Here is a 24,802-nt window from a genome sequence, read left to right as displayed (position 1 = left end):
GTTTATCTTCCTCCTTCATTCAGTTCTATAATGACTGCATATTCATCACAATTGGGAAATTTAGGGCAGTTAATGCATTCCTTCCAGACTTTATGGGGTAATGTCTCCATAGGTACTTCCCGGAAGCCGCAAGCCAGGAAAAAATCCAGCTGATAGGTTAAAGCGAAAACCCGGGGTAAGCCCAGTTCCCTTGCCTCTTCCATCAGGGCCTCTACCAGTTTTCTGCCCAGCCCCTTTCCTCGCCAGTCGGATGCCAGGGCCAGAGCCCGGATTTCAGCCAGGTCCTCCCAGATGACGTGCAGGGCCCCGGTTCCCACTACCTGGCCCTCGATTTCAATTACGGTAAATTCCCGGATGGTTTCATAGAGCATGCTGCGGGAGCGGGCCAGCATAAGGCCCTGGGCGGCACATTCATTAATCAGCTGGTGCATGCTTTCCACATCCGCCATCCTGGCTTTTCGAATCAGCATTAGTTATCACCCATTTCACTGATAATATTATAGTATTTCTGGAGCTGAGCCTCTACCCGTTGATGAATTTCCGCTGCCGGGAGCCCGGTTAATAACTCCAGCCCCTGGTCGATGGTGCTGATGGCATAAAGATGAAAGCGCCCGGCCGCAACGGCTTCCACCACCTCTTCATTGAGCATCAGATTGGGTACATTCTGTACAGGCATAATCACCCCCTGGGTTCCAGTCAGTCCACGGGCTTTGCAGGTATAATAAAAGCCTTCAATTTTTTCATTAATGCCACCAATGGGCTGAATTTCCCCTTTTTGATTTACAGAACCCGTTACCGCCAGGTCCTGTCTGAGGGGAACATTGGCCAGACTGGAAAGCAGGGCATAGAGTTCAGCAGCAGAGGCGCTGTCACCATCCACCCCATCATAGTTCTGTTCAAAACAGAGACTGGCCGAGAGACAAAGGGGGACCCGGTGGGCATAGCGGGCTCCCAGATAGCCAGCCAAAATCATGACCCCCTTGTCATGGATGCGACCGGACAGGCGCACTTCCCGCTCGATATTGATAATCCCCTCTTCCCCCAGATAGGTATTGGCAGTGATACGAGAGGGCTTACCAAAAGAATAGTCCCCGGTATCCAGCACTGCCAGTCCATTGATTTGTCCCACCTTGCTGCCACTTGTATCTAACAGAATTACACCCTGAGCCAGCAGTTCACCCAGCTTCTCTTCATAGAGGTTGGAACGGTAGACTTTTTCCTTGATCGCGGTTTCAACATGTTCAGCCTCCACCCTTTCCGCTCCGGCCAGGGTGGCCCAGGCTTCCGCTTCAAAAATAATTTCGACGATTTCATTAAAACGGGCTGAAAGTTTATCCTGATGTTCGGCCAGACGGGAGCTGTATTCGATAATCCGCGCCACTCCCGAGGCCGCAAAAGGCTTGAGATCGTTTCTCTGACACTGGGCAGCGATGAATCCAGCCATAGCTCGTTCGTTCTCCTCACTTCTAACCAGTTCATCATCAAATTCCGCCCTGATTTTGAACAATTTGGGAAAATCCTCATCATACTCATGCAGCAGCTGATAATATTCCAGGCTACCGGTCAGTACCACTTTAACCTGAACCGGAATCGGTTCTGGTTGCAAAGTGGTAATTACCGCCACCCCCTGGTGGTCGGTAGGATTTTCGATGCGAATTTCGCCATTGCGTAAAACCCTTTTTAATGCCTCCCAGGCCGCTGGATTGGCCAGTACGTCCTTGACCTGCAAAATCAGATAGCCGCCATTGGCCCGATGCAGGGCCCCGGCTTTGATTTTGGTATGGTCGGTGGACAAAACCCCCAGTTCATTTTGATATTCAATCCTGCCAATCAAATTGGTAAAAGTAGGGTTGGGTTCATAAACTACCGGTGCCCCTTTAACTTCGCTGCTATCCACCAGCAGGTTGACTTTATATTTTTCATAGGGGTCTTCTCCTTTTTTGGCCCCCAGGAGAAAAGCCAGCTGTTCTCCCACTTCGTCCTTTTCCGGTTCCTTAAAGCTCTCCAGATTATTGATAATATCTTCCTGAATTCCCTTGATGTATTCCACTACCTGATGATACTGGCGGTATTTGTCCTTTAAATCAGCCAGCAAATGGCCGATAGCCAGCAAAGCCATCTGGCCCTCCAGCTGCTTTTCCTTTTGCTGATACTTCTTCTCCAGTTTTTTTAATTTGCTGACCATTTCCACCAGCTTTTCCTGCAGATACGAGGAATCCTTTTCCAGATCCCGTCGCGTTCCTGGATCCAGCTTGTTGTATTCCTCCTCGGTCAGGGGTTCCCCGTTCAGCAGGGGTACGGAAACAAACCCTTCACTGGTGCGATGGAGGGAAAATCCTTTCTGGTTGGCCATTTTCTCCAGTTGCTGATAAAGCAATTCGCTTTCCTGTTCAAATTGCTGCCAGAGCAGGGTTTTCTTTTTCTGGCTGTTTTCACTGTCAAAGGCTTTGGGTACTTCTTTTTTCAGACTGTTTACCATGTCTTCCATATCCCTGACAAACTGCTTGCCCAGTCCGGCCGGTAGAGAAATAGCCCGGGGCTGACTGGGTTTCTTGAAATTATAGACATAGCACCAGTCCTGGGGACGGGGTTCCTGGGCTGCCTGGCCTTCAATTACCTTACGGGTATAAGTGAGTTTTCCCGTCCCTGTTTCTCCAGCCACGAAAATATTGTAACCAGGACGCCGGATTTTCAAGCCGAATTCCAGGGCTTGCTTGGCCCGCTGCTGTCCGAGCACTTCTCCTACCGGCTCTACCTCTGTCGTATCCCGAAAAGGTAACTTGCTGGCATCGCAAGGACGCCGTAACTGGCGGGGCGTTAGTTTCAAAGACTCCTGGTTCATGCTCTCCCCTCGCTTTTTCTTTTATTTACAGCAATTTATTCGGAAACTGGCAGTCCAATGCTACCGGACATTCCTGGCACCGGGGCCGGCGCGCCTTGCACCAGGTACGCCCCAGAAAGATAAGCCAGTGATGGGCCTGACCCCACCGTTCCCGGGGTAACAGCGCCATTAACTGTTCTTCCGTATCTCTGACATTATCCGCCCGGGCCAATCCCAGCCGGTTGGCCACCCGGAAAACATGGGTATCTACCGCCAGGGCCGGCTGTCCGAAAGCATTATTCAACACCACATTGGCTGTTTTGCGCCCTACCCCGGGCAGGCTCTCCAGCTCCTTCCTCTGGTCTGGAACCTGCCCGCCATACTTTTCCACCAGTTGCCTGGCCATGGCCACCAGATGCCGGGCTTTGTTATGATAGAGGCCACAGCCCTTGATATACTCTTCCACTTCCTCCACTCCAGCCCGGGCCAGGGCCTGAGCATCGGGAAAACGGGCAAACAAGGCTGGAGTGAGTTTATTTACCTGTTCATCAGTGGACTGGGCAGAGAGGATAGTAGCTACCAGCAGCTCAAAGGGATTACGGTATTGAAGGGCAGGCCTGGGGTCAGGCCAGATGTGGGCCAGCTGATCGAGAATCCTGTTAGCCAGTTCCCTGTTCATACCATAACCACCCTGTTCCTGCCCTCGGCTTTAGCCCGATACAAAGCCATGTCAGCCCGATTGACCAGCTCGTTGGCCATGGTCTTATAATCCCCCAGAGATGGTACCCCCACCAGGTCCGCAACCCCAAAGCTGGCTGAAAGGGGCAGCTTTTCGCCCTGAGCATCAACCTGGACCTCAGCCAGCTTTTGGCGCATGCGTTCAGCCAACTGACTGGCGGCACTCCCTGAAGTACTGGGACAGATGATAATAAATTCCTCCCCGCCATAACGCCCCAGGATATCCGCCTTGCGGGTACTGGCCCGCAGCAAGTCTGCCACCTGGCGCAAAACCTCATCACCAACCAAATGACCATACGTATCATTGATATTTTTGAAGTAATCTACATCCACCATAATCACCGAAAGCGGCTCTCCATAACGCAGAGCATGGGCCACCTCTGAGGGCAGTCGATTCATGACATAGCGCCGGTTGTAACACTGGGTGAGGGGATCGGTAATAGCCATCTCTTCCAGTAAACGATTGCGGCGTTCCAGCTCTCCCCGCTGTTCCTGTAATTCATCCAGGGTTGCTTCCGCTTCGGCCCGTACTTGCTGGAGCTGGGCCATCATTTCATTGATAGCCAGGGCCAGTTTTTCAATCTCCCGGTAAGAATACACCCTGACCGGGCTGGAATAATCTCCGGCAGCGATACGCTGAGTGGCTTCCACCAGTTCCTCCAGGGGCTGGGTCAGTCGTTTGCTCAGATAGTTGAACAGGGGCATAATTCCGGCAATAAGCAAAAGCAAACTGATACCCGCCACTTCAAAAGCCAGCAGTCTTAGCTGGTCTGCCATTTTATTGATATTGCTTTCCACAATCAGTACCCAGTCCGCCTTGCGTAAATAGCTCCAGTGGCCCACCACCGGTTCCCCGGCATGATTTTGATATTTGTGCACTTGCCGGTAAAGGCGATCCTCCATTATCGCTTTCCAATCCGGATAAAGCTGCTGTCCGCTTAGTTCCTTATCCAGAAGTTTACGCTCTGCCGAAGCAACAATAGTTGTCCCGGTGGCAGTGGTCAGGTAAATCTGAAAATCCCCGTCCAGATTGACCATCTCAAGGATTTCCCGCAAGTGTTCCAGGTTCAGAGTAACGATTAAAATCCCCTGAATTTTTCCTCCCAGGTACAGAGGTCTGGCCTGTACCAGCACCGGGCTGCCGGTAACCCGACTAACTACTGGCTCGGACATCACTGTCTTTCCTGCCAGTGCTGCCTTGAAATAGGCCCGATCGGCAACATTCAGGCTATTATCCCCAGTACTGTTGGCCCAAACCCAACCGGCTGGATCAGCTACACCAATGGCATCCAGTTCAGAAAACTCCCTGGTTTCATGAACAAGCCAGGCCTGTAATTTTTCTCGATCATTCAGCAATCTGTTAGCCTCTTCGGCTAACTGCTGCAGTTTAGCTATTTTTTCCGCCTGCCATTTTTCCACCGCTGCCTTCAGCCGTTCATCCACTTCCTGGACATTGTTCTGGAGTGCTTCTTCATATTTGGTGATAGCCAGATATTGAAAAGTGAGAATCTGAATAATACAAAACGCCAGAAAGGCCAGGGCAAAATGTTTCATTATTGAAATCCGCAGGGGCCTTTTTTCCACCATCCTCCGCCGCCCATCCTTTCCCTTAACACCTTACCCTTTATCATAACAAATATTTTGCCAGAATGGAATTATATGATAGTATTGTTTTAGTGAAAAAAAACAAACTAAGGGAAGAGGTGTCTTATGATTACCAGAGAACTGATTGACCGCATTAATGAACTGGCCCGCAAACAAAGACAGGCTGGCCTGACCCCGGCGGAAAAGGAAGAACAGGCCATCCTGCGCCGACAGTACATTGAGAATATCAAAGCCCAGGTTAAACAAACTCTGGAAAGCATCGAATTTGTTGAGGAACTGCCAGAAATGGAATTCTCCTGTTCCTGTGGTTGTCAGGGAAAACACCATCACCATCACTAAATTTTTTTCCAGAAAATCCTTGACAGACAGAAAACTTTTTGCCATAATATAATCGTAACAATAATGATTACTAATAAGGGGGAAGATAATGATGAGTACTACTGACAATCTGAAAGCCGCTTTTGCCGGCGAATCCCAGGCCAACCGCAAATATCTGGCCTTTGCCAAGCAGGCTGAAAAAGAAGGTTATCCCGGTGTAGCCAAACTGTTCCGCGCTGCTGCCGAAGCGGAAACTATTCACGCTCATGCCCATCTGCGGGTTTTGGGAGAAATCAAGAGCACAGCTGAAAACCTGCAGGCTGCCATCCAGGGTGAAACCTACGAGTTTGAAAAAATGTATCCCGGGTTCATTGCCACAGCCCAGCAGGAAGGCAATAAGCAGGCTGAAAGGTCCTTCCACATGGCCAATGAAGCGGAAAAAGTCCATGAACAACTGTTCTCCAAAGCTCTGGCCAATCTGGAAAGCAAGTTCGATGCCGAATATTTTGTGTGTGAAGTCTGTGGTCATATTGCCGAAGGGAATGCACCTGACAAATGCCCCATCTGTGGCGCCCCTGGCAGCAAATATTTTCAGGTAAAATAAAGCTTCTACCAGCCCCTCTGTCTAATACAGAGGGGTTATTCTTTACCCGGGAACAGGCATATATATGTGGTAAATCCTCGGGTTTGGAGGCAAACCATGAGTTACTGCATTCTCTGTTTTGACGGTGGCGGTGTGCGGGGGATTTATGCTTCGCTCCTCTTGCAGCGCCTGAGTACCCTCCATCCCGCCCTTCTCGCCCAAGCAGATCTGCTGGCCGGTACCTCCAGTGGTTCTTTTATTGCCCTGGCCCTGGCAGCCGGCCTTACCCCGGAACGCTTACTGGAATTTTTCTCAGTCGATACGGCAAAACAAATTTTCCGTCCCCGTTATTTTAATCTCTGGCGGCCACGTTATCAGCAGCGTCAGCTGAAAAAAGTCCTGGAGCAGATTTTTCCTCCTGATTTGTGCCTCAAAGATTTAAGGAAAAAAGTGGTGATCCCCACCTTTCAGGTAGCTCAGATGCGAGCCCCCTGCTGGCAACCCATCTTTTATCACAATTTTCCCGATTCACCTTATCTGAATTTACGGGTTCTTGATGTGGCGCTGGCCTCCAGCGCCGCCCCTACTTTTTTCCCCGCTCATCGTGGCCACATTGACGGCGGGGTAATTGCCAACAACCCCAGTCTGGTCGCTCTGGGCCTGGCAGTCGATCCCGCTGGAGCCAGTCGGGAACTAAAAGAAATAGTTTTACTGTCTATCGGTACAGGCTTAGGACCTCATCGGCTGCCAGAACACACCGAACACTGGGGGATTTTACAATGGACATTTATCCTTACCTCAGGCTGTCAGGTTGAATTTCCCCTGCTTACTGTCCTGACGGAAGGAGATGTGGAGGCTGATGCCCGTATCGCCTCCAGCCTGCTCGGTCATCGCTATTTTCGCTTAAATCCGCTCCTGCCTCGCCCGGTTATTCTTGATGCCTGGCAGGAAATCCCCCGGCTCCGCCGCTGGGCAGAACTGGTGAATCTCACCGAAACCCTGACCTGGTTACAACAGCACTGGTAATGTATATTAACACCCTCTGTTCACACATACTAACAAGCGGAGGTGATATTTATGACCCCGCAGATGACCAGTGACTGGGAACAATGGAAACAAACCCTGCATTCTTTGGTAGATCTAGGTGAACGGGTAGGCCTGGAGGAGGAAACTATCAGCAAGGCCGCCTATAAACTGGGTAACTTCCTGGCTGATAAAGTGGACCCCAAAAACCGCGAACAGCGCCTGCTCAAAGAACTATGGGATGCTGGTAATGAAGAAGAGCGCAAGGTTCTGGCCCATTTGATCATTAAAATGGTTAACCGGGATGATGTCGCCCAGCATTAAGTATTTACAGAGCCGACCGGTTTATCCGGCCGGCTCTGCTGTTTGTCCAAATTGCTCCCGGTATAACCGGGCGTAGCGGCCATTTAGTGCCAGCAGCTCCTGATGGGTTCCTTCCTCCACAATTTTCCCCCCGGCCAGCACCAGGATGCGGTCTGCCGAGAGAATAGTGGAAAGCCGATGGGCAATCACCAGGGATGTCCGAGTTTTTAGTAAAGGTTCTAAAGCCTGCTGAATCAGCTGCTCCGAATGGGAATCCAGGTTGGAAGTAGCCTCATCGAGAATAAAGATGCGGGGGTTTTTTAAAATCACCCGGGCCAGGGCCAGCCGCTGTTTCTCTCCACCGGAAAGCCGATAGCCCCGCTCCCCTACTACCGTATCATACCCTTCCGGCAAAGACATAATCAGGTCATGGATATGAGCTGCCCTGGCCGCTGCCACCATTTCCGCTTCCATCGCTTCAGGCTTGCCGTAGAGGAGGTTTTCCCGCACAGTAGCATGAAAGAGAATGGTCTCCTGGGTCACCAGCCCGATATGCCGGCTCAGGGTAGCCAGGCTTAAATCCCTGATGTCAATTCCATCTAATCGCACTTCCCCCTGCCAGGGGTCAAAAAATCGTGGTACCAGGTAGCTGATAGTGCTCTTCCCTGCCCCACTGGGCCCCACAATCGCCACTGTCTGTCCGGGTTCAATGGCAAAACTCACCCCTTGCAGGATAGGCCGGTCTTTTTCATAGCCAAACCAGACATCCCGGAATTCCAGCCTCCCTTTAATTTCCGTCAGAGTAACCGATTCCCCTTTTTCCTGCACCTCAGGCACTTCATCCAGAAAGGCAAACAAACGCTCAAACAGGGCCAGGGAACCCTGGATGTTCACCACCAGGTTGGCCAGGGCTGAAACCGGCATATAGAGCCGGCTGAGATAGGCAGTAAATGCAACTACTGTCCCTATGCTGAGCTCCCCTTTGATAGCCTGCCAGCCCCCAAACCAGTAGATAAAAGCAGGGCCGGCGGCGGTGATTACCCCCAGCAACATAAAAAACCAGCGGCCGATCATTTTCTGTTTTAGCTCTAACTCCAGCAGCTCCCGGTTCTCCCGGGCAAACCTGCTGTTTTCTTCCCACTGGCGGCCAAAGGCCCGGATCAGCATGGCCCCGGAAATGTTGAGGGTTTCCTGCATCAGACTGGACAAGTCCGCCAGTTTCTGTTGGGCCATTTTACGGGCCCGGTAATTCATGCGGCCTACCTGGCGGGTGGGTAAAACCAGAGCCGGCAAAACCACCAGGGCCACCAGGGTCAAACGCCAGTCCAGCCAGAACATGGAGCCCAGAGTAACCAGAAAAACCAGGCCATTATTGAAAAGCCCGGTAATGGTATCCCCCACCACATTCTGTAAGCCCCCCACATCATTGGTTAACCGGGAAATGATCTCCCCTGTCTTGTGGCGGACAAAAAAACTGAGACTGAGTTGCTGCAAATGTTCATACATTTGCTGGCGCAAAGTATACATCAGCTTCTGTCCAATCAGAGTAGCCAGATAAAACTGAGCCACCCCCAGCAATCCCCCCAGCAAAGCTGCTGCAATTATCCCAGCCACCAGCAGGTTTAATAACCCCAGTTTCCCCTGGGGGATTGCCTGGTCCAGAATCAGTTTAATCAGATAGGGCTGTAATGCCCCCATAGCCGCTCCCCCTAGAATACAGAGCAGCACCAGCAACCATTGCCGCCAGTAGGGCCACAGATACCCTGCTATTCGCGTTAACAAACGGGGGTCCGGTTTGGTAATTTTCTTCTCCTCCAGACCCCAATCCACTCCACTGAATGGATGGGCCATTTTCTCTCCCTCCCAGCAGGAATTTTGCCTGAACAGGCGAATACTGTTATATAAAAGCGTCAATTTTTTGACACCCAGGAGGAATCGGTATGTCATCTCTTACAGCTGCAGCAGTAATGTCCACAGCTTTTCTGCGCCGGGAAGCCCACATCCCTTTATCCCATTTACAGGCTCAGCTGACCTCTACCAGAGCAGAAGCAGTGCTGATCCTGGGCAAAAAAGGCCAGATCCGGGGCTTACTCAGCCGTGAACGAATCCTGGCCGCCCGTTCAGAACAGCCTCTGCCTATCAGCAAAGTCTTTTCCCTGTCCAGGCCTGTAACCATTGGCCCGGACTTCTCCCTGGCCAAAATTCTGGCTTTTTTCAACCAGCAGCATCCCGGACTGGTAGTAGTGGATGAAAACCAGAATCCCCTGGGGGTAATCACCTGGGAAATCCTCACCACTGGCATTATCCGGGGCTGGCTCAAAAGTCAGGCTATCCTGGACACACTCCTTAACCATGCCAGTGAGGCTATTTGTATCATCAACGAACGGGAAGAAGTGGAATACTGGAATCCCCGGGCCGAAATCCTCTATGGCATTAAGGCAAGGGAAATCCTCGGCCAGCCGGTCAGCAAGTTTTTCCCCAATGTTCTGGTTTCCCACTCCCTGAAGGAAAACAAAGTGATTCGAGAAAGCTACCACCAGCCCCGGGAAGACGCCCATGTACTGATTACCGCCGCTCCCATTCAGTGCGAAAACCGGGTGATAGGGAGCCTCTCCCTGGAACGGGATATCGGAGATATCGTTTACTTGAATCAGGAGCTGACCCGCACCAGCACTACCGTCAAAAAACTGCGCAAGGAAATCAACCGTCTCAGTCAGAAGAACGCCTTTGCCACTATTTATGGCCACAGTACCATTATAAAGGAAACCATTAATTTAGCCAAAAAATTTGCTGCTACCGATGCTTCCCTGCTTATCCGGGGGGAAAGCGGCACCGGTAAAGAACTGTTTGCCCGCGCCATCCATGAAGAAAGCAAACGCTACAATCAGCCCTTTATTGCTGTTAATTGCGGCGCCCTGCCCTCCCTGCTTTTTGAAAGTGAACTGTTTGGCTATGAAAGCGGTGCCTTTACGGGGGCTGAGCGTGGCGGCAAACCCGGTAAATTCGAGCTGGCCGAAGGAGGTACCCTCTTTCTGGATGAAATCGGTGAGCTGGAATTGAGCCTGCAGGCCAAACTGCTGCGGGCCTTGCAGGAAAAGGTCTTTTACCGGGTAGGTGGTACTAAACCCATCAAGGTGAATGTCCGCATCATCGCTGCAACTAACCGGGATCTGGAAAAAATGATCCGGGAAGGTACTTTCCGGGAGGACCTCTATTATCGCCTGAATGTCCTTACCCTAACCCTGCCTCCGCTCAGGGAGCACAAGGAAGATTTGCCCGAACTGGCCTACTTGCTGGTCCAGGAGCTGGCCAGCATCCATCAAAAACGCATTCAGGAAATTGAGCCAGAAGTAATGGTGGCTTTTATGAATTACCACTGGCCCGGCAATGTACGGGAACTGCGCAACACCCTGGAGCGGATGGTTATTCTCTCCGATGATGGCATTTTGCGTCAGGATACCCTGCCTGCCCATCTTCGCCTGGAGAAACTGAAAGAATTGCGTTTGCCTGACAATGATACCAGCGGCCCACTGCCGGAAGTAACCATAGCTACAGAAAAAAGGCTGATTGCCGAGGCCCTGAAAAAGGCCAACTACAACAAGGCCGAAGCCGCCCGTTTGCTGGGCATCCCCCGCAGCAGCCTCTACTATAAAATGAAGGTCCTGGGTCTGACGCCAGATAACTGACACTGGCGTCAGTTTTTTGACACAAATTGGGCGAGGAAGTGCTTTTTCCCTGTATTGGGCGCCAGTTTGCTCCCGGCCAATAAATGGCACGAAAATTGCTAAATTAAATTGGCGTAAAATTGCGGCAATAAAAAATAGGGGGAAGGCATAATGGATATGAACCTGCTGGCGCGCAAAATAATTCTTACCATTGCCGCCAACAAAACAGTAGTCAACCTGGTCAGTAAACATGGGATGAAATGGGGTGCCGCCCGCTTCGTGGCTGGTAGCACTCTGGCCGAAGCTGTTCAGAGAGTTAAAGAACTGAACAGCAGAGGCATTGATGTCACCCTGGACCACCTGGGGGAAAGCATCACCAGTAAGGAACAGGCCAGGGAAGCGGTGGAAGCCTGTCTGGCTATCCTTGATGCCATCCATCAGGAAAAGCTGCGGGCTAATCTCTCCCTGAAACTGACCCAGATCGGCCTGGACATTGATTATGATTTCTGTCTCAACAACATGCGGGAAATTCTGGAGCGGGCGCAAAAGTACAATAATTTTGTCCGCATCGATATGGAAGATTCCGACCACTGTCAGATCACTTTTGATTTGTTTTATACCTTGTTGAATGAATATGGTCCGGAACGGGTAGGCATAGTAGTACAGGCCTATCTCTACCGTACCGCCGGGGATGTGGAGGAATTGATCAAGCGGAAATCCACCATTCGCCTCTGCAAAGGAGCCTATAAGGAACCTGCGGAGGTGGCATATCCCAGCAAAAAGGATGTTGATGCTAACTATCTGAAACTGGCCAAAACTTATCTCCGTTCCGGCGTCTATTTTGGGGCCGCCACCCACGACGAAAAAATCATTCGGGAGCTCATGGAATTCGTAGAAAAGGAAGGCCTGCGTAAAGACCAGTTTGAATTCCAGATGCTCTATGGTATTCGCCGGGATTTGCAAGAAGAGCTGGTCAAAAAAGGCTGGCGGATGCGGGTCTATGTACCCTACGGTAAAGACTGGTATCCCTACTTCTCCCGCCGTCTGGCCGAAAGGCCCGCTAACCTCTTCTTTATCCTGAAAAATATGCTTAAACCATAAAAAATTCAAGGGAGGTAAAATTTCCATGCTGCAAGAGTACCGTAACGAACCTTTTACAGATTTTAGCCAGCCGGCTAACCGGGAAGCCATGACCCGGGCCCTGGCCCTGGTAGAAAGCCAGCTGGGCCAGAGCTATCCTCTGGTGATTGGCAAAGAGAAAATCATGACCGAGGAAAAACTGGTTTCCATTAACCCGGGCAACAAGGACCAGGTGGTGGGCTATGTAGCCAAAGCCAACCTGGAACTGGCTGAAAAAGCCATCAAAACTGCAGAAGAAACCTTTAGCACCTGGTCCCAGGTAGGTCCTGCCGTACGGGCCCGTTATCTGTTCAAAGCAGCAGCCGAAATGCGGCGCCGCAAACATGAATTCTCCGCCTGGCTGGTTTATGAAGTCGGTAAAAACTGGGCTGAAGCCGATGCTGATACCGCTGAAGCCATTGATTTCATGGAATTTTACGGCCGGGAAATGCTGCGTCTGGCCGAACCCCAGCCCCTGACCCGCATTCCCGGTGAAGACAATGAACTGTACTATATTCCCCTGGGCGTAGGGGTAATCATCCCGCCCTGGAACTTCCCCCTGGCTATCCTGGTGGGGATGACCACAGCTGCCATCGTATCCGGCAATACTGTGGTGCTAAAGCCCGCTTCCGCTTCCCCGGTAATCGCCGCCAAATTCGTGGAGCTGATGGAAAGCGTCGGCCTGCCTCCCGGGGTAATCAATTTCCTGCCGGGCAGCGGTGGTGCCATTGGCGACTTCCTGGTGGATCATCCCCGTACCCGTTTCATCTCCTTTACCGGTTCCATGGAAGTGGGACTGCGCATCTATGAGCGGGCAGCCAAACTTGCCCCTGGCCAGATCTGGCTGAAACGAGTAGTAGCGGAGATGGGCGGTAAGGATGCTATCATCGTCGACAAGGAAGCTGATCTAGAAGCCGCTGTTGAAGGGATAGTTGCTTCAGCTTTTGGCTTCCAGGGCCAGAAATGTTCCGCCTGTTCCCGTGCCATTATCCATCAAGATGTCTATGACTATGTCCTGGAAAAAGTAGTGGAAAAGGCCAAACAAATCAAGGTCGGCCCTCCGCAAGATCCCGGCAACTTCATGGGTCCGGTGGTTGATCAGAAAGCCTATGAAAAAATCCTGGAGTATATGGAAATCGGCAAACAAGAAGGCCGTTTGATGTGTGGTGGCGGCAAAGCTGAAGGCAATGGCTTTTATCTCCAGCCCACTGTCTTCGCTGATGTCGACCCCCTGGCTCGCATTGCCCAGGAAGAAATCTTCGGTCCTGTAGTAGCCTTTATCAAAGCCCGGGATTTCGACCATGCCTTAGAAATTGCCAACAATACCATCTATGGTCTGACCGGTGCCGTCTATTCCACCAACCGCGAACATCTGGAAAAAGCCCGTCGCCACTTCCATGTCGGCAACCTCTACTTCAACCGTAAATGCACCGGGGCCCTGGTAGGCGTCCATCCCTTTGGTGGTTTTAACATGTCCGGCACCGACTCCAAGGCCGGTGGCCGCGACTATCTCCTGCTCTTCACCCAGGCCAAGGTGGTAAGTGAAAAATTATAAAAAGAAGGGGCTAAATAGCCCCTTCTTTTTTACCTGTCCACCAGTAAACCGGTAAGCCCAGGGCGGTAATGCCCAGGCTAAACAAGGAATCCAGAGGATTAGTAACCAAATTATTGAGTAAAATATAAGTTCCCCCTATCATTGCTACCAGCGGCACAAAAGGATAAAGGGGTACCCGGTACTGATCCTGGCCTATCTCCCTTCGCCGCAAAAGAAAAATTCCGGCCAGGCCTAAAACAAAGAAAATCCAGACGGAAAACATGGCCAGATCAGTAAGGCGATCAAAGCTCCCGGTGAGAATGAAGAAACATGCAATTATCACCTGCAAGAATATAGCGTTTACTGGGGTGCCAAAGGTCAGGTGAACTTTGCCGATCCAGTCACTGCCTGGTAATTGACCTTTTTGTCCCATGGCAAAAGGCACCCGGGCAGAAGTCAACAAATAACCATTCAATGCTCCGAAGATAGAGACCAGAATGCCGATACCGACAATACTGGCTCCAAATGTACCAAAGAGCATCTGAGCCGCATCAGTGGCTGGTGTAGCCGACTGTTCCAGCTGGGTCAGAGGCACTACCTTGAAAATTGCATAATTGATTGTCAGGTAAACAGCCATAACCAGCAACAGGCCGGAAGAAATAGCAATTGGTAAGTCCCGTTTGGGATTTTTCATCTCTCCAGCTACATAACTGACATTGAGCCAGCCGTCATAGGCCCAGAGAGTAGCCAGGATCGCCGCACCCAGACCGCTAATGGTAATGCGTGTTGCTGTACCGGTAAACAAGCCCAGTTGCTCCTGGCCCTGCCATAAACCAAAACCGATAATTGTCAGGATGGGTATGAGTTTGCCAATGGTAAAAATGGTTTGCACTCTACCGCCCTGTTTGGTGCCAGTTGTGTTAATCAACGCTACCAGCAATACCAGGCCGATAGCAACCAGAGTTTCTACCCAGCCAGAATAATGCAACAGCTGCCCGAGCTGGGCAGAAAAGATAATAGCCAGAGCTGCTACTATAGCCGGTCCGTAGATTACCGTTTGGACCCAGCCAAAGAGAAAACCAACAACTGGCCCATACAGTTCTTCCAGGTAGGCATATAGACCCCCTGTACGGGGAATTGCTACCGCCAGTTCCGCCATAGTCAAACCCGCCGCCAGAGTGATGATTCCACCTAGAATCCAGGCTCCCAACGACCAGGTCGGTGAACCGGTGGCTTTCAGGATCACAGCCGGTTTAAAAAAGACCCCTGCTCCAATAACCATACCCACTACTAGCATCATTGTTGTGAATAAGCCCAATTCCTTGCGCAACTGTTGTTCCAATGCTGCTCCTCCTTAGTATGTCAGTATTTAAAATTTGCCCTGTCTAATATAGCACAGCACCAGAACCTTTACAAGTATATTGTTTAGCTTTGAAAATAATTTATAATCCCATCACGCAAGGCCTGAGCCCAGCGTTGCCGCCAGGCGTTATCGGCCAGCAGTCTTTCTTCAATGGGGTTACTGATAAAGGCCAGTTCCACCAGTACTGCCGGCATCTGGGCTTTGCGAATGACCAGAAAATTGCCCTGTTTAATCCCCCGCCAGGGTAACCCGGGTTTTTGCAGGGGTGGTTCTAAGGCCTGTGCCAGCGACCGGGCAGTAGCATGATGGAAATAGATCTCAGTGCCCCTGGCTTCCCTATTGGTTGCAGAATTACAATGAACAGAAACAAAGATATGGGCCCCCTGACTATTGGCCAGCTTTACCCGCCGGGATAATTCCGCTACCCGGCTATCCGGTTCCCCTACCCGGTCACTATCCCGGGTTAAAATCACCTGGGCCCCGTCATTTTGTAAGAGCTGTTTCAGCTTCAGAACCACATCCAGAGTGACATCCTTTTCCTTCAAGCCACTGGGCCCTACCGCTCCCGGGTCAGGCCCGCCATGCCCGGCGTCCAGACAGATAATCCGGTTGGCCAGGGGTTTGACTGCTACCACTGGCTGGGAATCAATATAAACGATCCGATTACTGCCATCCCAGACCAGACGATGACCCAGGCTTTCCAGCAAAGGCCGGATAGGCACCCAGGTCTGGTTTTCCTGCAGCCGTCCAAAAAAGGGCAGGGCCTTGCCCTTATACACCAGCTTGACCTCATCCATCTAGCATCACCTCATTGAATTGTATGCACCGTTTGCCGGTGTCGCCACTGACCAAGAAAAAAAGAGCGGTCTAACCCGCTCCTGCATACTCTCCTTCTTCCTTTCCTACCATCCCGGCCGCCAAACCTGCCGCCCAGGCGGTCGTAATCAAACCAGTTCCTCCCCAGCTCATCCAGGGCAAGTTAATGGTAGTTATAGGAAACCAGCCGCTATTGGTCAGAAAATGCAAGGCCGCTGCACTTCCCAGCCAGGCCAGCAAAGCCCCTCGCACCATCAGGGGGTAATCCCCCTGCCAGTACTTTTCCCAGCGCCGCGGCCAGACCGCCCAAACCCAGGCCAGATAGGCAATAACCAGCAGTACAGCTGCTACCCAACCCAGTTTGTGGGCCAGGAATGCAAAGAGATAATCATCTTCCGGTGATGAGATATAATAACTCTCCTGCCGCCAGGTAAAACCCTGGCCCCACCAGCCTGCTTCTGCCCACATGCGGCGCAGCCCCAGATAATCTTCACCCCCCTGCCCTGGTATGGGCCAGAGGACATTGTAAATACGCCCCTGCACATAGGGATGTAACCAGGCCAGACCACTAAACAGCAACAGTCCCAGGGCCCCGGCCAACCCTTCTCTCAGACCGAAATTGCCCTTCAGGACCAGCACCGTCAGGCCTGCTGCCCAGAGGACAGGAATCTGGCTGAAATCGGGCTGAGCTGCCAGCAGCAAACTCTCGCCCATTAAAAGGGCCAGCATCCAGCGCCGCCGGGGTAAGAGGGGTAAGACCAAACAGGTAGTAAGCAGCATCAAACCAGCAGGGGCAATTACCAGATCACCCAGCTTGAGCCAACGAACTGCCCCGCCGGCCGCTATACTCCAGCCAGGCACCAGCAAAAAACCGTTTAGCACTACTGCAATTGCCCACATACTCCAGGCCCAGTTTTGCCAGAAAGGCACAGTAGTTCGCCAGGCCAGAAAGAAGGCCAGCAGGGCCAGGAGAGCGAACTGGGCCTGCCGTAAGCCATAGGCATGGTAATTGCCATAATCCTGCCAGGAACGCACGGCTGTGGCTCTGTCCACCAGCATTACCCCAATTGCCATCAGAGACAACGGCAACAGGAGAGCCAGGGTGCGGCGCAAATCAAGCATTTCCCTTCCTCCCAATTCGGGATATAATTTTATTATCCATTATATCACAGAAAGGAGCAAATTCCTTGCGCAAATGGCTGACCTATTCTGTTCCCCCCGAACAAGCCGGTTTGACGGTGGAAACTATTCTGCGCCAGCAGTTACAGGTATCAGGGCGGGCGATTCAGCGCCTGACCCGCCGCCGGGGAATTTTGCTCAATGGTCGTGCCCCTTTTTTGGGCCATACCGTAAAAGCAGGAGATGAGCTGAAAGTCCTGCTGGAAACCGCTGCTCCGGCCCCCGGTCTAACCCCGATCCATATGGCTTTAGATATTCTTTTTGAAGATGAACAGTGCCTGGCTCTTAACAAACCGGCAGGTATAGCTGTTCATCCCGGTGGACCGCACCAGGGGCAAAAACCGACTCTGGCCCATGGTGTAGCCTATTACCTGCAGCAAAAAGGTCTGGCCCCGGTGGCCCATCCTGTCCACAGACTGGACCGGGACACCAGTGGCGTTGTTCTCTTTGCCAAACACAGCCATGCCCATCATGTACTGGACCAGCTACTGCGCAGCGGCAAAATCAGCCGCTATTACCAGGCCATCGTTTTGGGCCAGCCTCCGGCTGAAACGGGAGAAATTTCAGCTCCCATCGGCCCTCATCCCCATCATCCACAGTTACGCGCCATCATTCCTGCGGGGCAGCCTGCCCTTACCCGCTACCGCCTTCTACAAACCGGGAAGGAATGGTCCCTGCTGGAACTGGAGCTGGTTACCGGTCGTACCCATCAAATTCGAGTACATTTAAGCCACCTGGGCTGTCCTATTCTGGGGGACAAATATTATGGCGGTCCGGCCGCTCCCCTGGCCCCTCGTCCTCTGCTCCACTGCCAGCGCCTGGTTTGGCCAGGACAGGGAATTAGCGCTCCGTTACCTGCCGATTTTCGGAATTTTTTAAAATAGCTTTTAGTATGGTTGTTAATATGTTAAAATAAAAGAAATCTAAATATTTGGAGGAGAAAGAATGCCCCAGTTTTCCATTGCACTAATCACAGACAGCGCCTGCGATCTACCCCCGACCTTGTTAGAAGCGCTGCAAATTCACGTCCTGCCCTTTGGCATCAATTATCAGGATGGTCAGTTCCTGGACCGGGTAGATATCCAGCCCGAGGATATCTATGCTCGCTTGCCGGTTGAAATCCCCACCACTTCCATGCCTACTCCCGGCGCAGTTCTGGCTTTGCTGGACCAACTGAAGGCTGAAGGCTACAAACAGGTACTGGCTATCCATATCTCCAGCAGTCTTTCTGGTACCTGGCAAATGGTACAGACCATAGCCAGCCAGTATGAAGGCCTGGACATCCGGGTATTTGACAGCCGTTCCCTTTCCTTCGGTCAGGGTTTTCTGCTTCTGGAAGCCGCCCGAATGCTGCGCAGCGGCCAAACCGATCTGGATACTATCTGGCAGCGCTTAGTACATCTGCGGGATACTAGCCGTGTCTTTTTTATCCTCGATACGCTGGAATATCTCCACCGGGGCGGTCGTATTGGTGCTGTTTCCGCCTTTCTTGGGCAAATGCTCAATCTAAAACCCATTATTTCTGTTGATAAAGAAGGCAAGTATTTTTCCTTCACAAAAGTAAGGGGAAAAAAACTGGGGTTAAAAGAATTGCTGAAAATAGGCGAACAGCTGGCTAAAGAAACCCCTTGCCGGCTGGCTGTTCTGCATGGCGCCGCCGAGGCAGAGGCACGGGAGCTTTACAAAAAACTGAAAGAGCTCCCCACTGTGGTAGAAAGCTTTCTGGAACAGATTTCCCCGGCTCTTGGCATCCATACCGGCCCTGGTCTGGTAGGTTTTGTTTTCTGTGAAGCATAAAAGCTGTCCTTGCGGACAGCTTTTTTATTGAGCCAGCACCAGGGCCAGCAACTCCTGTCGATTGCGCGGCAGCGGCCGGTTAGTTAGCCCCCGTTGCCTCAAGGCCTGATATACCTCAACCAGCCAGGGCTGAGTCAGATCTGCCTGTTGCAGAAGCTTTTCATCCAGGAAAATTTCCGCCGGTGTTCCCTGCCCGATTACCCGTCCCTGTTGCATGACATAGACATAATCTGCCCAGTCATAGGCCAGTTCCACATCATGGGTGGAGAGGATGACCGTTGTCCCCTTGTCGCTAATATTATCCAGCAATTCCATTACTTGTCTGGAATGACGCGGGTCCAGCCAGGCTGTAGGCTCATCACAAATCAGCACTTCCGGCTCCATGGCCAGAATGGCCGCCAGGGAAACCCGTTTTTTCTGCCCGTAACTCAAGGCATGGGTCGGTTTATCCCGTAAATGGCTGATCTCCGTGGCTGCCAGAGCCTGTTCCACCCTCCGCCGCACCTCCGCTTCCGCCAAGCCTAGATTGAGAGGGCCAAAGGAAATCTCCTGATAGACACTGGCGGAAAATAGCTGGCTATCCGGGTCCTGAAAAACAATCCCCACCCGTTTGCGCAGCTCCAGTAAATCTTTATGTTTATAGCTGACTTTATGCCCGGCAAAACGGATTTCCCCCTGCCGGGGCCGTAAAATTCCGTTAAAGTGCAAAAACAGGGTGGATTTGCCCGCCCCATTGGACCCCAGCACGGCAATTTTCTTTCCCCGTTCAATCGCCATATTCACACCCTGCAATGCTACCGTCCCATCCGGATAGGCAAATTCCACGGCACAGGCCTCAAGAATGAAAGATGACAATTTTTTCTCCTCCCCCGTTTAATGCTATAAACCAGAGTACCATTTGTACCAGAGCAATCAAGGCCAGATTGGCACCGGACCAGTGATATTCCGGTTCCAATACCCTTAACTCCCCCTGATAACCCCTGGCCTCCAGAGCTTGATAAAGCTGGCGGGAACGCTGCTGGGATTTGAACAACAGAGCGGTTATCAACTGGCCCAGGGAGCGGTAGGAATTGCCCAAACTGGCATAGCCCCAGCGGGAAGCCTGGGAAATCTGGATCTGTACTGCTGTTTCCGCCAGCACAAAGATAAAGCGATAAACCAATCCCATCAGTTCCAGTAGCAGGGGCGGAATCTGCAAACGGCGCAGAATTCCCAGGATCTCAACCATCGGTGTAGTCAGGATGAGAAAGTAAAGGCAGCTGACAGCAGCCAGAGCCTGTAGTATAACCCGCAGGGCCAGCCCCAGCTGCCGCCAGTCAATCCCTGCAAACAGCGGCCCGATTTTCCAGGTTATAATCCCACTAACCGGCTCGGTACTGAGGCTTAACAAAATCGTCCAGGCACTGAGCAGCAAAAAGGAAAAAGGCAAAAGCAACAGCCGCACCAGATAGCGCAAGGGTATACCAGCCCGCCCCCATAAAATTCCATTCATTATTAGCAGCACCAGGCCCGTTACCACCGGTTGGGGACGGCTCAAGACCGCCCCCATAGTTAATCCGGTCAATAGCAATTTTTCCAGAGGATGAACATGACGCAGCCGGTTATTATAAGCAAATTGATCGATATTAAACATGCCCTTTTTTCTCCTCTGCCTGTTTTTTGCCGCGGAGATAGCCTAAATAATAGCCAATAAAACCACTGCCCAGGGCTGCTTGCAGGGCAAAGAGCAAGCTTTCCACTTCCCCGCTGGGCGGTTGCCAGAAATTCTGGAACCAGGGCTTGTAGTCAGGACGCAACTGGCTGATCACTTCTTCCGCCTGCCCATCAGCTCCAGCGAAAGGGGCATTGGGCAACAGGACAAGAGGTCCTAAAGATAAAACCACGGCCATTAGCAATAAAATAAGATTTTGCTTTTTCATCTTATCCCTCCTCCGTCAGAACTGCCAGTTCCACTAACTCCTGGCGGTTATAATTGCTGATGGTATTAAAGACCACTACAGTCAGCAAGCCTTCGCTGATGGCCAGCGGAATCTGGGTAAGGGCAAAAATCCCGGCAAATTTGAGAAAGGCAGCAATGAGCCCACCGGTGGGAAATGCCAGGGCCAGCTGAACCGATGTCACCAGATAGGTAGCCAGGTCCCCCAGGGTAGCGGCCAGAAAAATGCTGAAACTGCGGTTCACCCCGGTTTTTTGCAAAAGCTTGTAAAGTCCATAGGAAACCAGGGGGCCAGTAATAGCCATAGAAAAGGCATTGGCTCCTAAAGTAGTTACCCCGCCATGGGCCAGCAGTAAAGCCTGAAAAAGGAGAACAATCGTGCCCAGCACCATCATGGCAGCTGGACCAAACAGGATAGCTCCCAGCCCCACTCCCGTTGGATGGGAACAGCTACCGGTTACGGAAGGTATTTTTAATGCGGATAGTACAAAGGCAAAAGCTCCCACCAAACCCAGGAGCATCTTTACTCCGGGGTTGGCTTTTACTATCCGGTTTATCCGGTACAAACCCCAGGCCAAAAAGGGCAGGAACAGCAAATACCATAATCCCGCCCAAACCGGCGGCAGGAAGCCTTCAGCTATGTGCATGGCATAAGCATTAACAGGGGCATTTAAAGTAAACCATAATAAACCCAAACCAATCAGAACTAATGACTTGTACTTTTTCATCTACTCTTCCCCTCCCAGCATTGTAAAATAAAAAATCCCCAGCCTTATGACCAGGGAAGGCAAGGCGCTCAGCTTAACGGACAGCCTGAAGCAAACCACCTCCCATTTGCATAAAGGTGTGTTTCAGCAGGCCGGTTACTGGCTGAGGTTCATCGCTGGCCCCTCACAATGAGCCCGCTCACCAACACAGTAAATGCTCGGATTCGCACCGGATACCGTTTAAGCCGACCCCTCAGGGCCAGGCGCCTCTGTTATTCTTTTTTAACAGTAATTATCATAGCATATTATGGTCATTTTTACAAGTCTTTGCCTGAATTTTCTGTTAAACTCAACCAGAGATAATGGGTTACCCAGCTCCGGTAGGGCCGCCAGCCTTCCCCGATTTCCCGTACTTCAGCTTCAGTTGCCTGGCGTCCCAGCCCCCACAGCTGCCCAACCGCATTACGTAAACCGATATCCGCTGCCGGCAACAAGTCCGACCGCCCCTGGCCAAACAGCAGGATACACTCTGCTGTCCAGCGCCCAATGCCCCGCCAGGAAATTAAATAGCTCATCGCCTCCTGTTCCGGCATGGTTTCAACCTTGCTCCAGTTCAGCTGGCCTGTTGCTGTAGCCTGGGCGACTCCCAGTACATATTCTGCCTTACTGCGGCTGAACTTGAGTAAACGTAAATCTTCCGCGGTCAACCTGACCAGTTGTTGTGGCTCAGGAAACAACAGCCAGTCCACCCCTTCCCAGTGCCACTGGCAATTACAACGGACCAGCAAATTCCGTTTCAACTGGGCGCAAAAACTGAGATTGAGCTGCTGGGCAATTATAGAGCTAATGGCCGCTTCATAAAGAGTCGGCTCCAGGATCATGCGCTGACCATAGAAACGCTCCACCAGAGCAGCCAGGGGAAGATGCTGGCGGCAAAACTGATAAAAAGCAGGCAAATCAAAATTCAGGCAAAAGACATGGCTTAAATAGGCAATAGCCCGTTCCTGCCAGTCAGGCGGTAGCTCAGGTCCAGCCACCTCAATATGCCAGCAGGGTTTGGTTACTGTGCCTTCTTCCTGTACTGTCAATAAAACAGGGCGACCATCCCAGCTCAGGGCCTTCTGTAAACCATTCTCCCCCAGCCGGTAGAGTACATCCTGACCGGCAGAACGCATCCGTTTCAGCATTCCCGGTAAATCGGTAGGAGCAGGGGGATTCCAGTAAAATTCGTGTTGCATCCATTCACCCTCCATTTCCTCTCCATTTTACCACAAATAGAAAAAGAGGAAAGCGGCCTTTAGCCGTTTTCCTCTTCTAACCGTTTCAGCTCCTCTACCAGCAGAGCCAGTTCCTCGTCATCCTGAGCGAAGTAGATGGCCCCAGGTCCGCAATGGACCACACAGGTGCCACAGCTCATGCATTTCTCCCGATCATAGACGATTTCACCCCGTTCTTTGTCATAGCGCAGGGCCAGGGGTACACAATAGGTCGCTGCCGGACAGTCCTTGTTCTGGTCACATAGCTTTTTGTCGATGTAGATAGGCATCCCGCTCTTCCTCCTTCTTCCTCCCATATTCTTTCCCATCCACTTTACAGGCGGATTGACAGCTGGAAATTTCTTGCCCTGTGTGATAGTATAGTTTAAGCGCCAGCAATTCTACCGAACCCCTGAAAGTATCACTTCTGTCTCGATTTATACTATACCCTTGTATTGTATATTTTATGATAAATTGCTGTTGCCGTCAACCACTATAACACCATGAGGAGGTAAAGGTATATGAAACGGGACACGATTTTATTTGACCTGGACGGTACATTACTGCCTATTGATCAGGAATTATTCATGCAGGAATATTTGCAGGCGGTAGCTGAGCATTTCCACTGGCTGGCAGACCGCAAAACCTTTTTACGCCACTTCTGGCAGGCTACTGAGGCCATGATCGCCAATGATGGCCGCCTTACCAATGCCGAAGCTTTCTGGCATACCTTTACCCGTCTGACAGAAAAGGGACAGGAAGAACTCCTGCCCCATTTTGAAAAATACTATCTTGAAGTTTTTCCGCAGCTGAAAAAGTGCTGTCAGCCTACGCCCCTGGCCCGGCAGGTGGTAGAAAAAGCCCTGGCCAAAGGCTACCAGGTAGTGCTGGCCACCAATCCCCTCTTCCCTGTGGAAGCTACCCGGGAACGCATGCACTGGGCTGGTATCGCCGACCTGCCCTGGCTCCATGTCACCTATTATGACAGCTACCGCAGTTCCAAACCAGCAGTCCGTTATTTCCTTGAAGTATGTGAAAATATTAACCGCCCCCCGGAAGCCTGTTTCATGTTCGGCAATGATGCGCAGGAGGACCTGGTGGCTACCACTCTGGGTATCACCACCGGTCTGGTCACTGATTGCCTCATCGACCGGGGTGAACCCACTTATCCCGCTCACTGGCGAGGAACCCTGGCCGAGCTCCTGGACTGGCTGGACCAGCTTCCTGCCCTTTAACTCTTGTTCCGCCAGAAGTCCAGGCTCTTTTGCCAGATCTCTTTCTTGCTCAATTCCCGGGGCCAGCGCTCCACCGGGGTGCCTTCCCGCATGGCAGCGGCTACATTGGCAAAGACCTGGCGGTTTTGCCGGCCAAGCTGGCGTAACAGCTCCTTCACTTCTGCCCTTTTGGTATAGCCATCTAAAGGACAGGGGCTGGGGATGGGTTGAATCCCCAGCTCCTTCCCAGCTCGCCGGATTTCCTTCTCCCGGAAATAGACCAGCGGCCGGATTACCCAGAGCTGGCTTTCATCCAGCCAGGTTTTGGGCTGGAAAGTCTGGATTTGGCCACTGTAAAGGATGCTCATCAAAAAGGTTTCTACGGCATCATCATAGTGATGGGCATAAGCCACCTTGTTGAAACCATGGGCTCTGGCAAAGGCATTGAAGGTTCCGCGCCGAAAAAAAGAACAGCGGGCACAGGCACTTTGCCGATCCTCCCCCAGGGCTAGTTCGCTAATTTTAGTATGAACAGTATAAAAAGGCACATCTACTCGCTGACAAAAGGCCTCCAATTCCTGCCGGGGAAAACCCGTTTCAAAGCCCAGGTCAATGGTCAGGGCCCCTACTTCAAAAGGGAAAGGCGCATGCTGGCGTAATATCGAAAGGGCATAGAGCAAAAAAGAACTGTCCTTCCCGCCAGAAAAGCCTACCAGCACCCGGTCCCCCGGACTGAGCAAATCAAATTCGATAATAGCCCGCCAGAGAGGGCGAATATATTTTTTCGGCAAAGCTAAACGCACGGTTATTCAGCTCCTGTCCCTG

At 51.7% G+C, this 24,802-nt stretch carries 25 protein-coding genes; 10 read left to right on the top strand and 15 right to left on the bottom strand.

Going from position 1 to position 24,802, the window contains the following annotated elements; genetic code table 11:
- Positions 1-2: 2 nt before the first annotated feature.
- The 4 genes from ULO1_RS01695 to ULO1_RS01680 are packed head-to-tail and all read right to left on the bottom strand — an operon-like array spanning position 3 to position 5,146.
- The gene (locus tag ULO1_RS01695; protein WP_079932857.1) at positions 3-470 is read right to left on the bottom strand and encodes an N-acetyltransferase; all 468 of its coding nucleotides are present in this window, start codon (positions 468-470) and stop codon (positions 3-5) included.
- Positions 470-2,842, bottom strand: a complete 2,373-nt coding sequence (locus ULO1_RS01690) for a Lon protease family protein (RefSeq protein WP_079932855.1) — start codon at positions 2,840-2,842, stop codon at positions 470-472. Before ULO1_RS01690 ends, ULO1_RS01695 begins: the two co-directional genes overlap by 1 nt.
- A 25-nt stretch (positions 2,843-2,867) precedes the next feature.
- Entirely contained in the window at positions 2,868-3,500 is a 633-nt protein-coding gene (gene nth / locus ULO1_RS01685; RefSeq protein ID WP_079932854.1) for an endonuclease III, read from the bottom strand.
- A complete protein-coding gene (locus tag ULO1_RS01680) occupies positions 3,497-5,146 on the bottom strand; it encodes a diguanylate cyclase (protein ID WP_079932852.1) in 1,650 nt (549 codons plus the stop codon). Before ULO1_RS01680 ends, nth begins: the two co-directional genes overlap by 4 nt.
- Before the next feature lie 123 nt (positions 5,147-5,269).
- On the opposite strand from ULO1_RS01680, the gene ULO1_RS01675 reads away from it, so the two are divergent.
- The 4 genes from ULO1_RS01675 to ULO1_RS01660 all read left to right on the top strand — a co-directional run bounded on the left by ULO1_RS01675 (position 5,270) and on the right by ULO1_RS01660 (position 7,412).
- Entirely contained in the window at positions 5,270-5,503 is a 234-nt protein-coding gene (locus tag ULO1_RS01675) for a DUF896 domain-containing protein (RefSeq protein WP_078665799.1), read from the top strand.
- Between the two features lie 91 nt (positions 5,504-5,594).
- Positions 5,595-6,086 carry a rubrerythrin family protein gene (locus ULO1_RS01670; RefSeq protein WP_078665798.1) on the top strand — a complete coding sequence of 164 codons (492 nt, stop codon included), beginning with the start codon at positions 5,595-5,597 and terminating at the stop codon, positions 6,084-6,086.
- Between the two features lie 96 nt (positions 6,087-6,182).
- Positions 6,183-7,091, top strand: a complete 909-nt coding sequence (locus ULO1_RS01665) for a patatin-like phospholipase family protein (protein ID WP_079932850.1) — start codon at positions 6,183-6,185, stop codon at positions 7,089-7,091.
- Positions 7,092-7,142: 51 nt separating this feature from the next.
- On the top strand, positions 7,143-7,412 hold the full coding sequence (locus ULO1_RS01660) for a DUF3243 domain-containing protein (protein ID WP_079932849.1): 270 nt from the start codon (positions 7,143-7,145) through the stop codon (positions 7,410-7,412).
- A gap of 21 nt (positions 7,413-7,433) precedes the next feature.
- On the opposite strand, the gene ULO1_RS01655 is transcribed toward ULO1_RS01660, so the two are convergent.
- Positions 7,434-9,242 (bottom strand): ABC transporter ATP-binding protein, encoded by a 1,809-nt coding sequence (locus ULO1_RS01655; protein WP_079932847.1) that lies wholly within the window; start codon positions 9,240-9,242, stop codon positions 7,434-7,436.
- Between the two features lie 89 nt (positions 9,243-9,331).
- On the opposite strand from ULO1_RS01655, the gene ULO1_RS01650 reads away from it, so the two are divergent.
- The 3 genes from ULO1_RS01650 (at position 9,332) to pruA (ending at position 13,730) form a co-directional block, all read left to right on the top strand.
- Positions 9,332-11,077, top strand: coding sequence for a sigma 54-interacting transcriptional regulator (locus ULO1_RS01650; protein WP_078665794.1), 1,746 nt, complete (start codon positions 9,332-9,334; stop codon positions 11,075-11,077).
- Between the two features lie 150 nt (positions 11,078-11,227).
- Positions 11,228-12,157, top strand: a complete 930-nt coding sequence (locus ULO1_RS01645) for a proline dehydrogenase family protein (RefSeq protein WP_242946637.1) — start codon at positions 11,228-11,230, stop codon at positions 12,155-12,157.
- A 25-nt stretch (positions 12,158-12,182) separates the two neighbouring features.
- Positions 12,183-13,730 (top strand): L-glutamate gamma-semialdehyde dehydrogenase, encoded by a 1,548-nt coding sequence (pruA, locus tag ULO1_RS01640; RefSeq protein ID WP_079907253.1) that lies wholly within the window; start codon positions 12,183-12,185, stop codon positions 13,728-13,730.
- A 10-nt stretch (positions 13,731-13,740) separates the two neighbouring features.
- Here pruA and ULO1_RS01635 read toward each other — a convergent pair whose 3' ends face one another.
- From ULO1_RS01635 to ULO1_RS01625, 3 genes are all read right to left on the bottom strand, one after another.
- A complete protein-coding gene (locus ULO1_RS01635; RefSeq protein WP_078665792.1) occupies positions 13,741-15,051 on the bottom strand; it encodes an APC family permease in 1,311 nt (436 codons plus the stop codon).
- A gap of 83 nt (positions 15,052-15,134) precedes the next feature.
- Positions 15,135-15,869: an N-acetylmuramoyl-L-alanine amidase gene (locus tag ULO1_RS01630; RefSeq protein ID WP_078665791.1), complete on the bottom strand. Its 735-nt coding sequence runs from the start codon at positions 15,867-15,869 to the stop codon at positions 15,135-15,137.
- Between the two features lie 70 nt (positions 15,870-15,939).
- Positions 15,940-17,010 (bottom strand): FtsW/RodA/SpoVE family cell cycle protein, encoded by a 1,071-nt coding sequence (locus tag ULO1_RS01625; RefSeq protein ID WP_079932846.1) that lies wholly within the window; start codon positions 17,008-17,010, stop codon positions 15,940-15,942.
- 65 nt (positions 17,011-17,075) lie between these two features.
- Between ULO1_RS01625 and ULO1_RS01620 the strand changes: the two genes are divergently transcribed.
- Entirely contained in the window at positions 17,076-17,951 is an 876-nt protein-coding gene (locus ULO1_RS01620) for an RluA family pseudouridine synthase (RefSeq protein WP_159071957.1), read from the top strand.
- A gap of 61 nt (positions 17,952-18,012) precedes the next feature.
- Positions 18,013-18,864: a DegV family protein gene (locus ULO1_RS01615; protein WP_078665789.1), complete on the top strand. Its 852-nt coding sequence runs from the start codon at positions 18,013-18,015 to the stop codon at positions 18,862-18,864.
- A gap of 24 nt (positions 18,865-18,888) precedes the next feature.
- On the opposite strand, the gene ULO1_RS01610 is transcribed toward ULO1_RS01615, so the two are convergent.
- The 6 genes from ULO1_RS01610 to ULO1_RS01585 all read right to left on the bottom strand — a co-directional run bounded on the left by ULO1_RS01610 (position 18,889) and on the right by ULO1_RS01585 (position 23,053).
- Positions 18,889-19,719, bottom strand: coding sequence for an energy-coupling factor ABC transporter ATP-binding protein (locus ULO1_RS01610; RefSeq protein WP_078665788.1), 831 nt, complete (start codon positions 19,717-19,719; stop codon positions 18,889-18,891).
- Positions 19,700-20,497 carry a cobalt ECF transporter T component CbiQ gene (cbiQ, locus tag ULO1_RS01605; protein ID WP_079932844.1) on the bottom strand — a complete coding sequence of 266 codons (798 nt, stop codon included), beginning with the start codon at positions 20,495-20,497 and terminating at the stop codon, positions 19,700-19,702. The genes ULO1_RS01610 and cbiQ overlap by 20 nt, the downstream gene beginning before the upstream one ends.
- Positions 20,490-20,783 (bottom strand): energy-coupling factor ABC transporter substrate-binding protein, encoded by a 294-nt coding sequence (locus ULO1_RS01600; RefSeq protein WP_078665786.1) that lies wholly within the window; start codon positions 20,781-20,783, stop codon positions 20,490-20,492. The genes cbiQ and ULO1_RS01600 overlap by 8 nt, the downstream gene beginning before the upstream one ends.
- Before the next feature lies 1 nt (position 20,784).
- Positions 20,785-21,528, bottom strand: coding sequence for an energy-coupling factor ABC transporter permease (locus tag ULO1_RS01595; protein ID WP_078665785.1), 744 nt, complete (start codon positions 21,526-21,528; stop codon positions 20,785-20,787).
- A 296-nt stretch (positions 21,529-21,824) separates the two neighbouring features.
- Positions 21,825-22,745 (bottom strand): DNA-3-methyladenine glycosylase, encoded by a 921-nt coding sequence (locus ULO1_RS01590; RefSeq protein WP_078665784.1) that lies wholly within the window; start codon positions 22,743-22,745, stop codon positions 21,825-21,827.
- Positions 22,746-22,804: 59 nt separating this feature from the next.
- On the bottom strand, positions 22,805-23,053 hold the full coding sequence (locus tag ULO1_RS01585) for a 4Fe-4S binding protein (protein ID WP_159071958.1): 249 nt from the start codon (positions 23,051-23,053) through the stop codon (positions 22,805-22,807).
- A 231-nt stretch (positions 23,054-23,284) separates the two neighbouring features.
- On the opposite strand from ULO1_RS01585, the gene ULO1_RS01580 reads away from it, so the two are divergent.
- Entirely contained in the window at positions 23,285-23,998 is a 714-nt protein-coding gene (locus ULO1_RS01580; RefSeq protein ID WP_078665782.1) for an HAD family hydrolase, read from the top strand.
- Here the strand turns inward: ULO1_RS01580 and ULO1_RS01575 are convergent.
- Positions 23,995-24,780, bottom strand: coding sequence for a tRNA 2-thiocytidine biosynthesis TtcA family protein (locus ULO1_RS01575; RefSeq protein WP_079932840.1), 786 nt, complete (start codon positions 24,778-24,780; stop codon positions 23,995-23,997). The two genes, ULO1_RS01580 and ULO1_RS01575, sit on opposite strands and share 4 nt — an antisense overlap.
- Between the last annotated feature and the right edge of the window lie 22 nt (positions 24,781-24,802).

The organism is Carboxydocella sp. ULO1 (assembly GCF_002049255.1).
In the GTDB taxonomy this organism is placed as follows: Bacteria; Bacillota.
The sequence above is the reverse complement of the archived record's forward strand: the minus strand, read 5'-3'. Positions and strand labels throughout refer to the sequence as shown.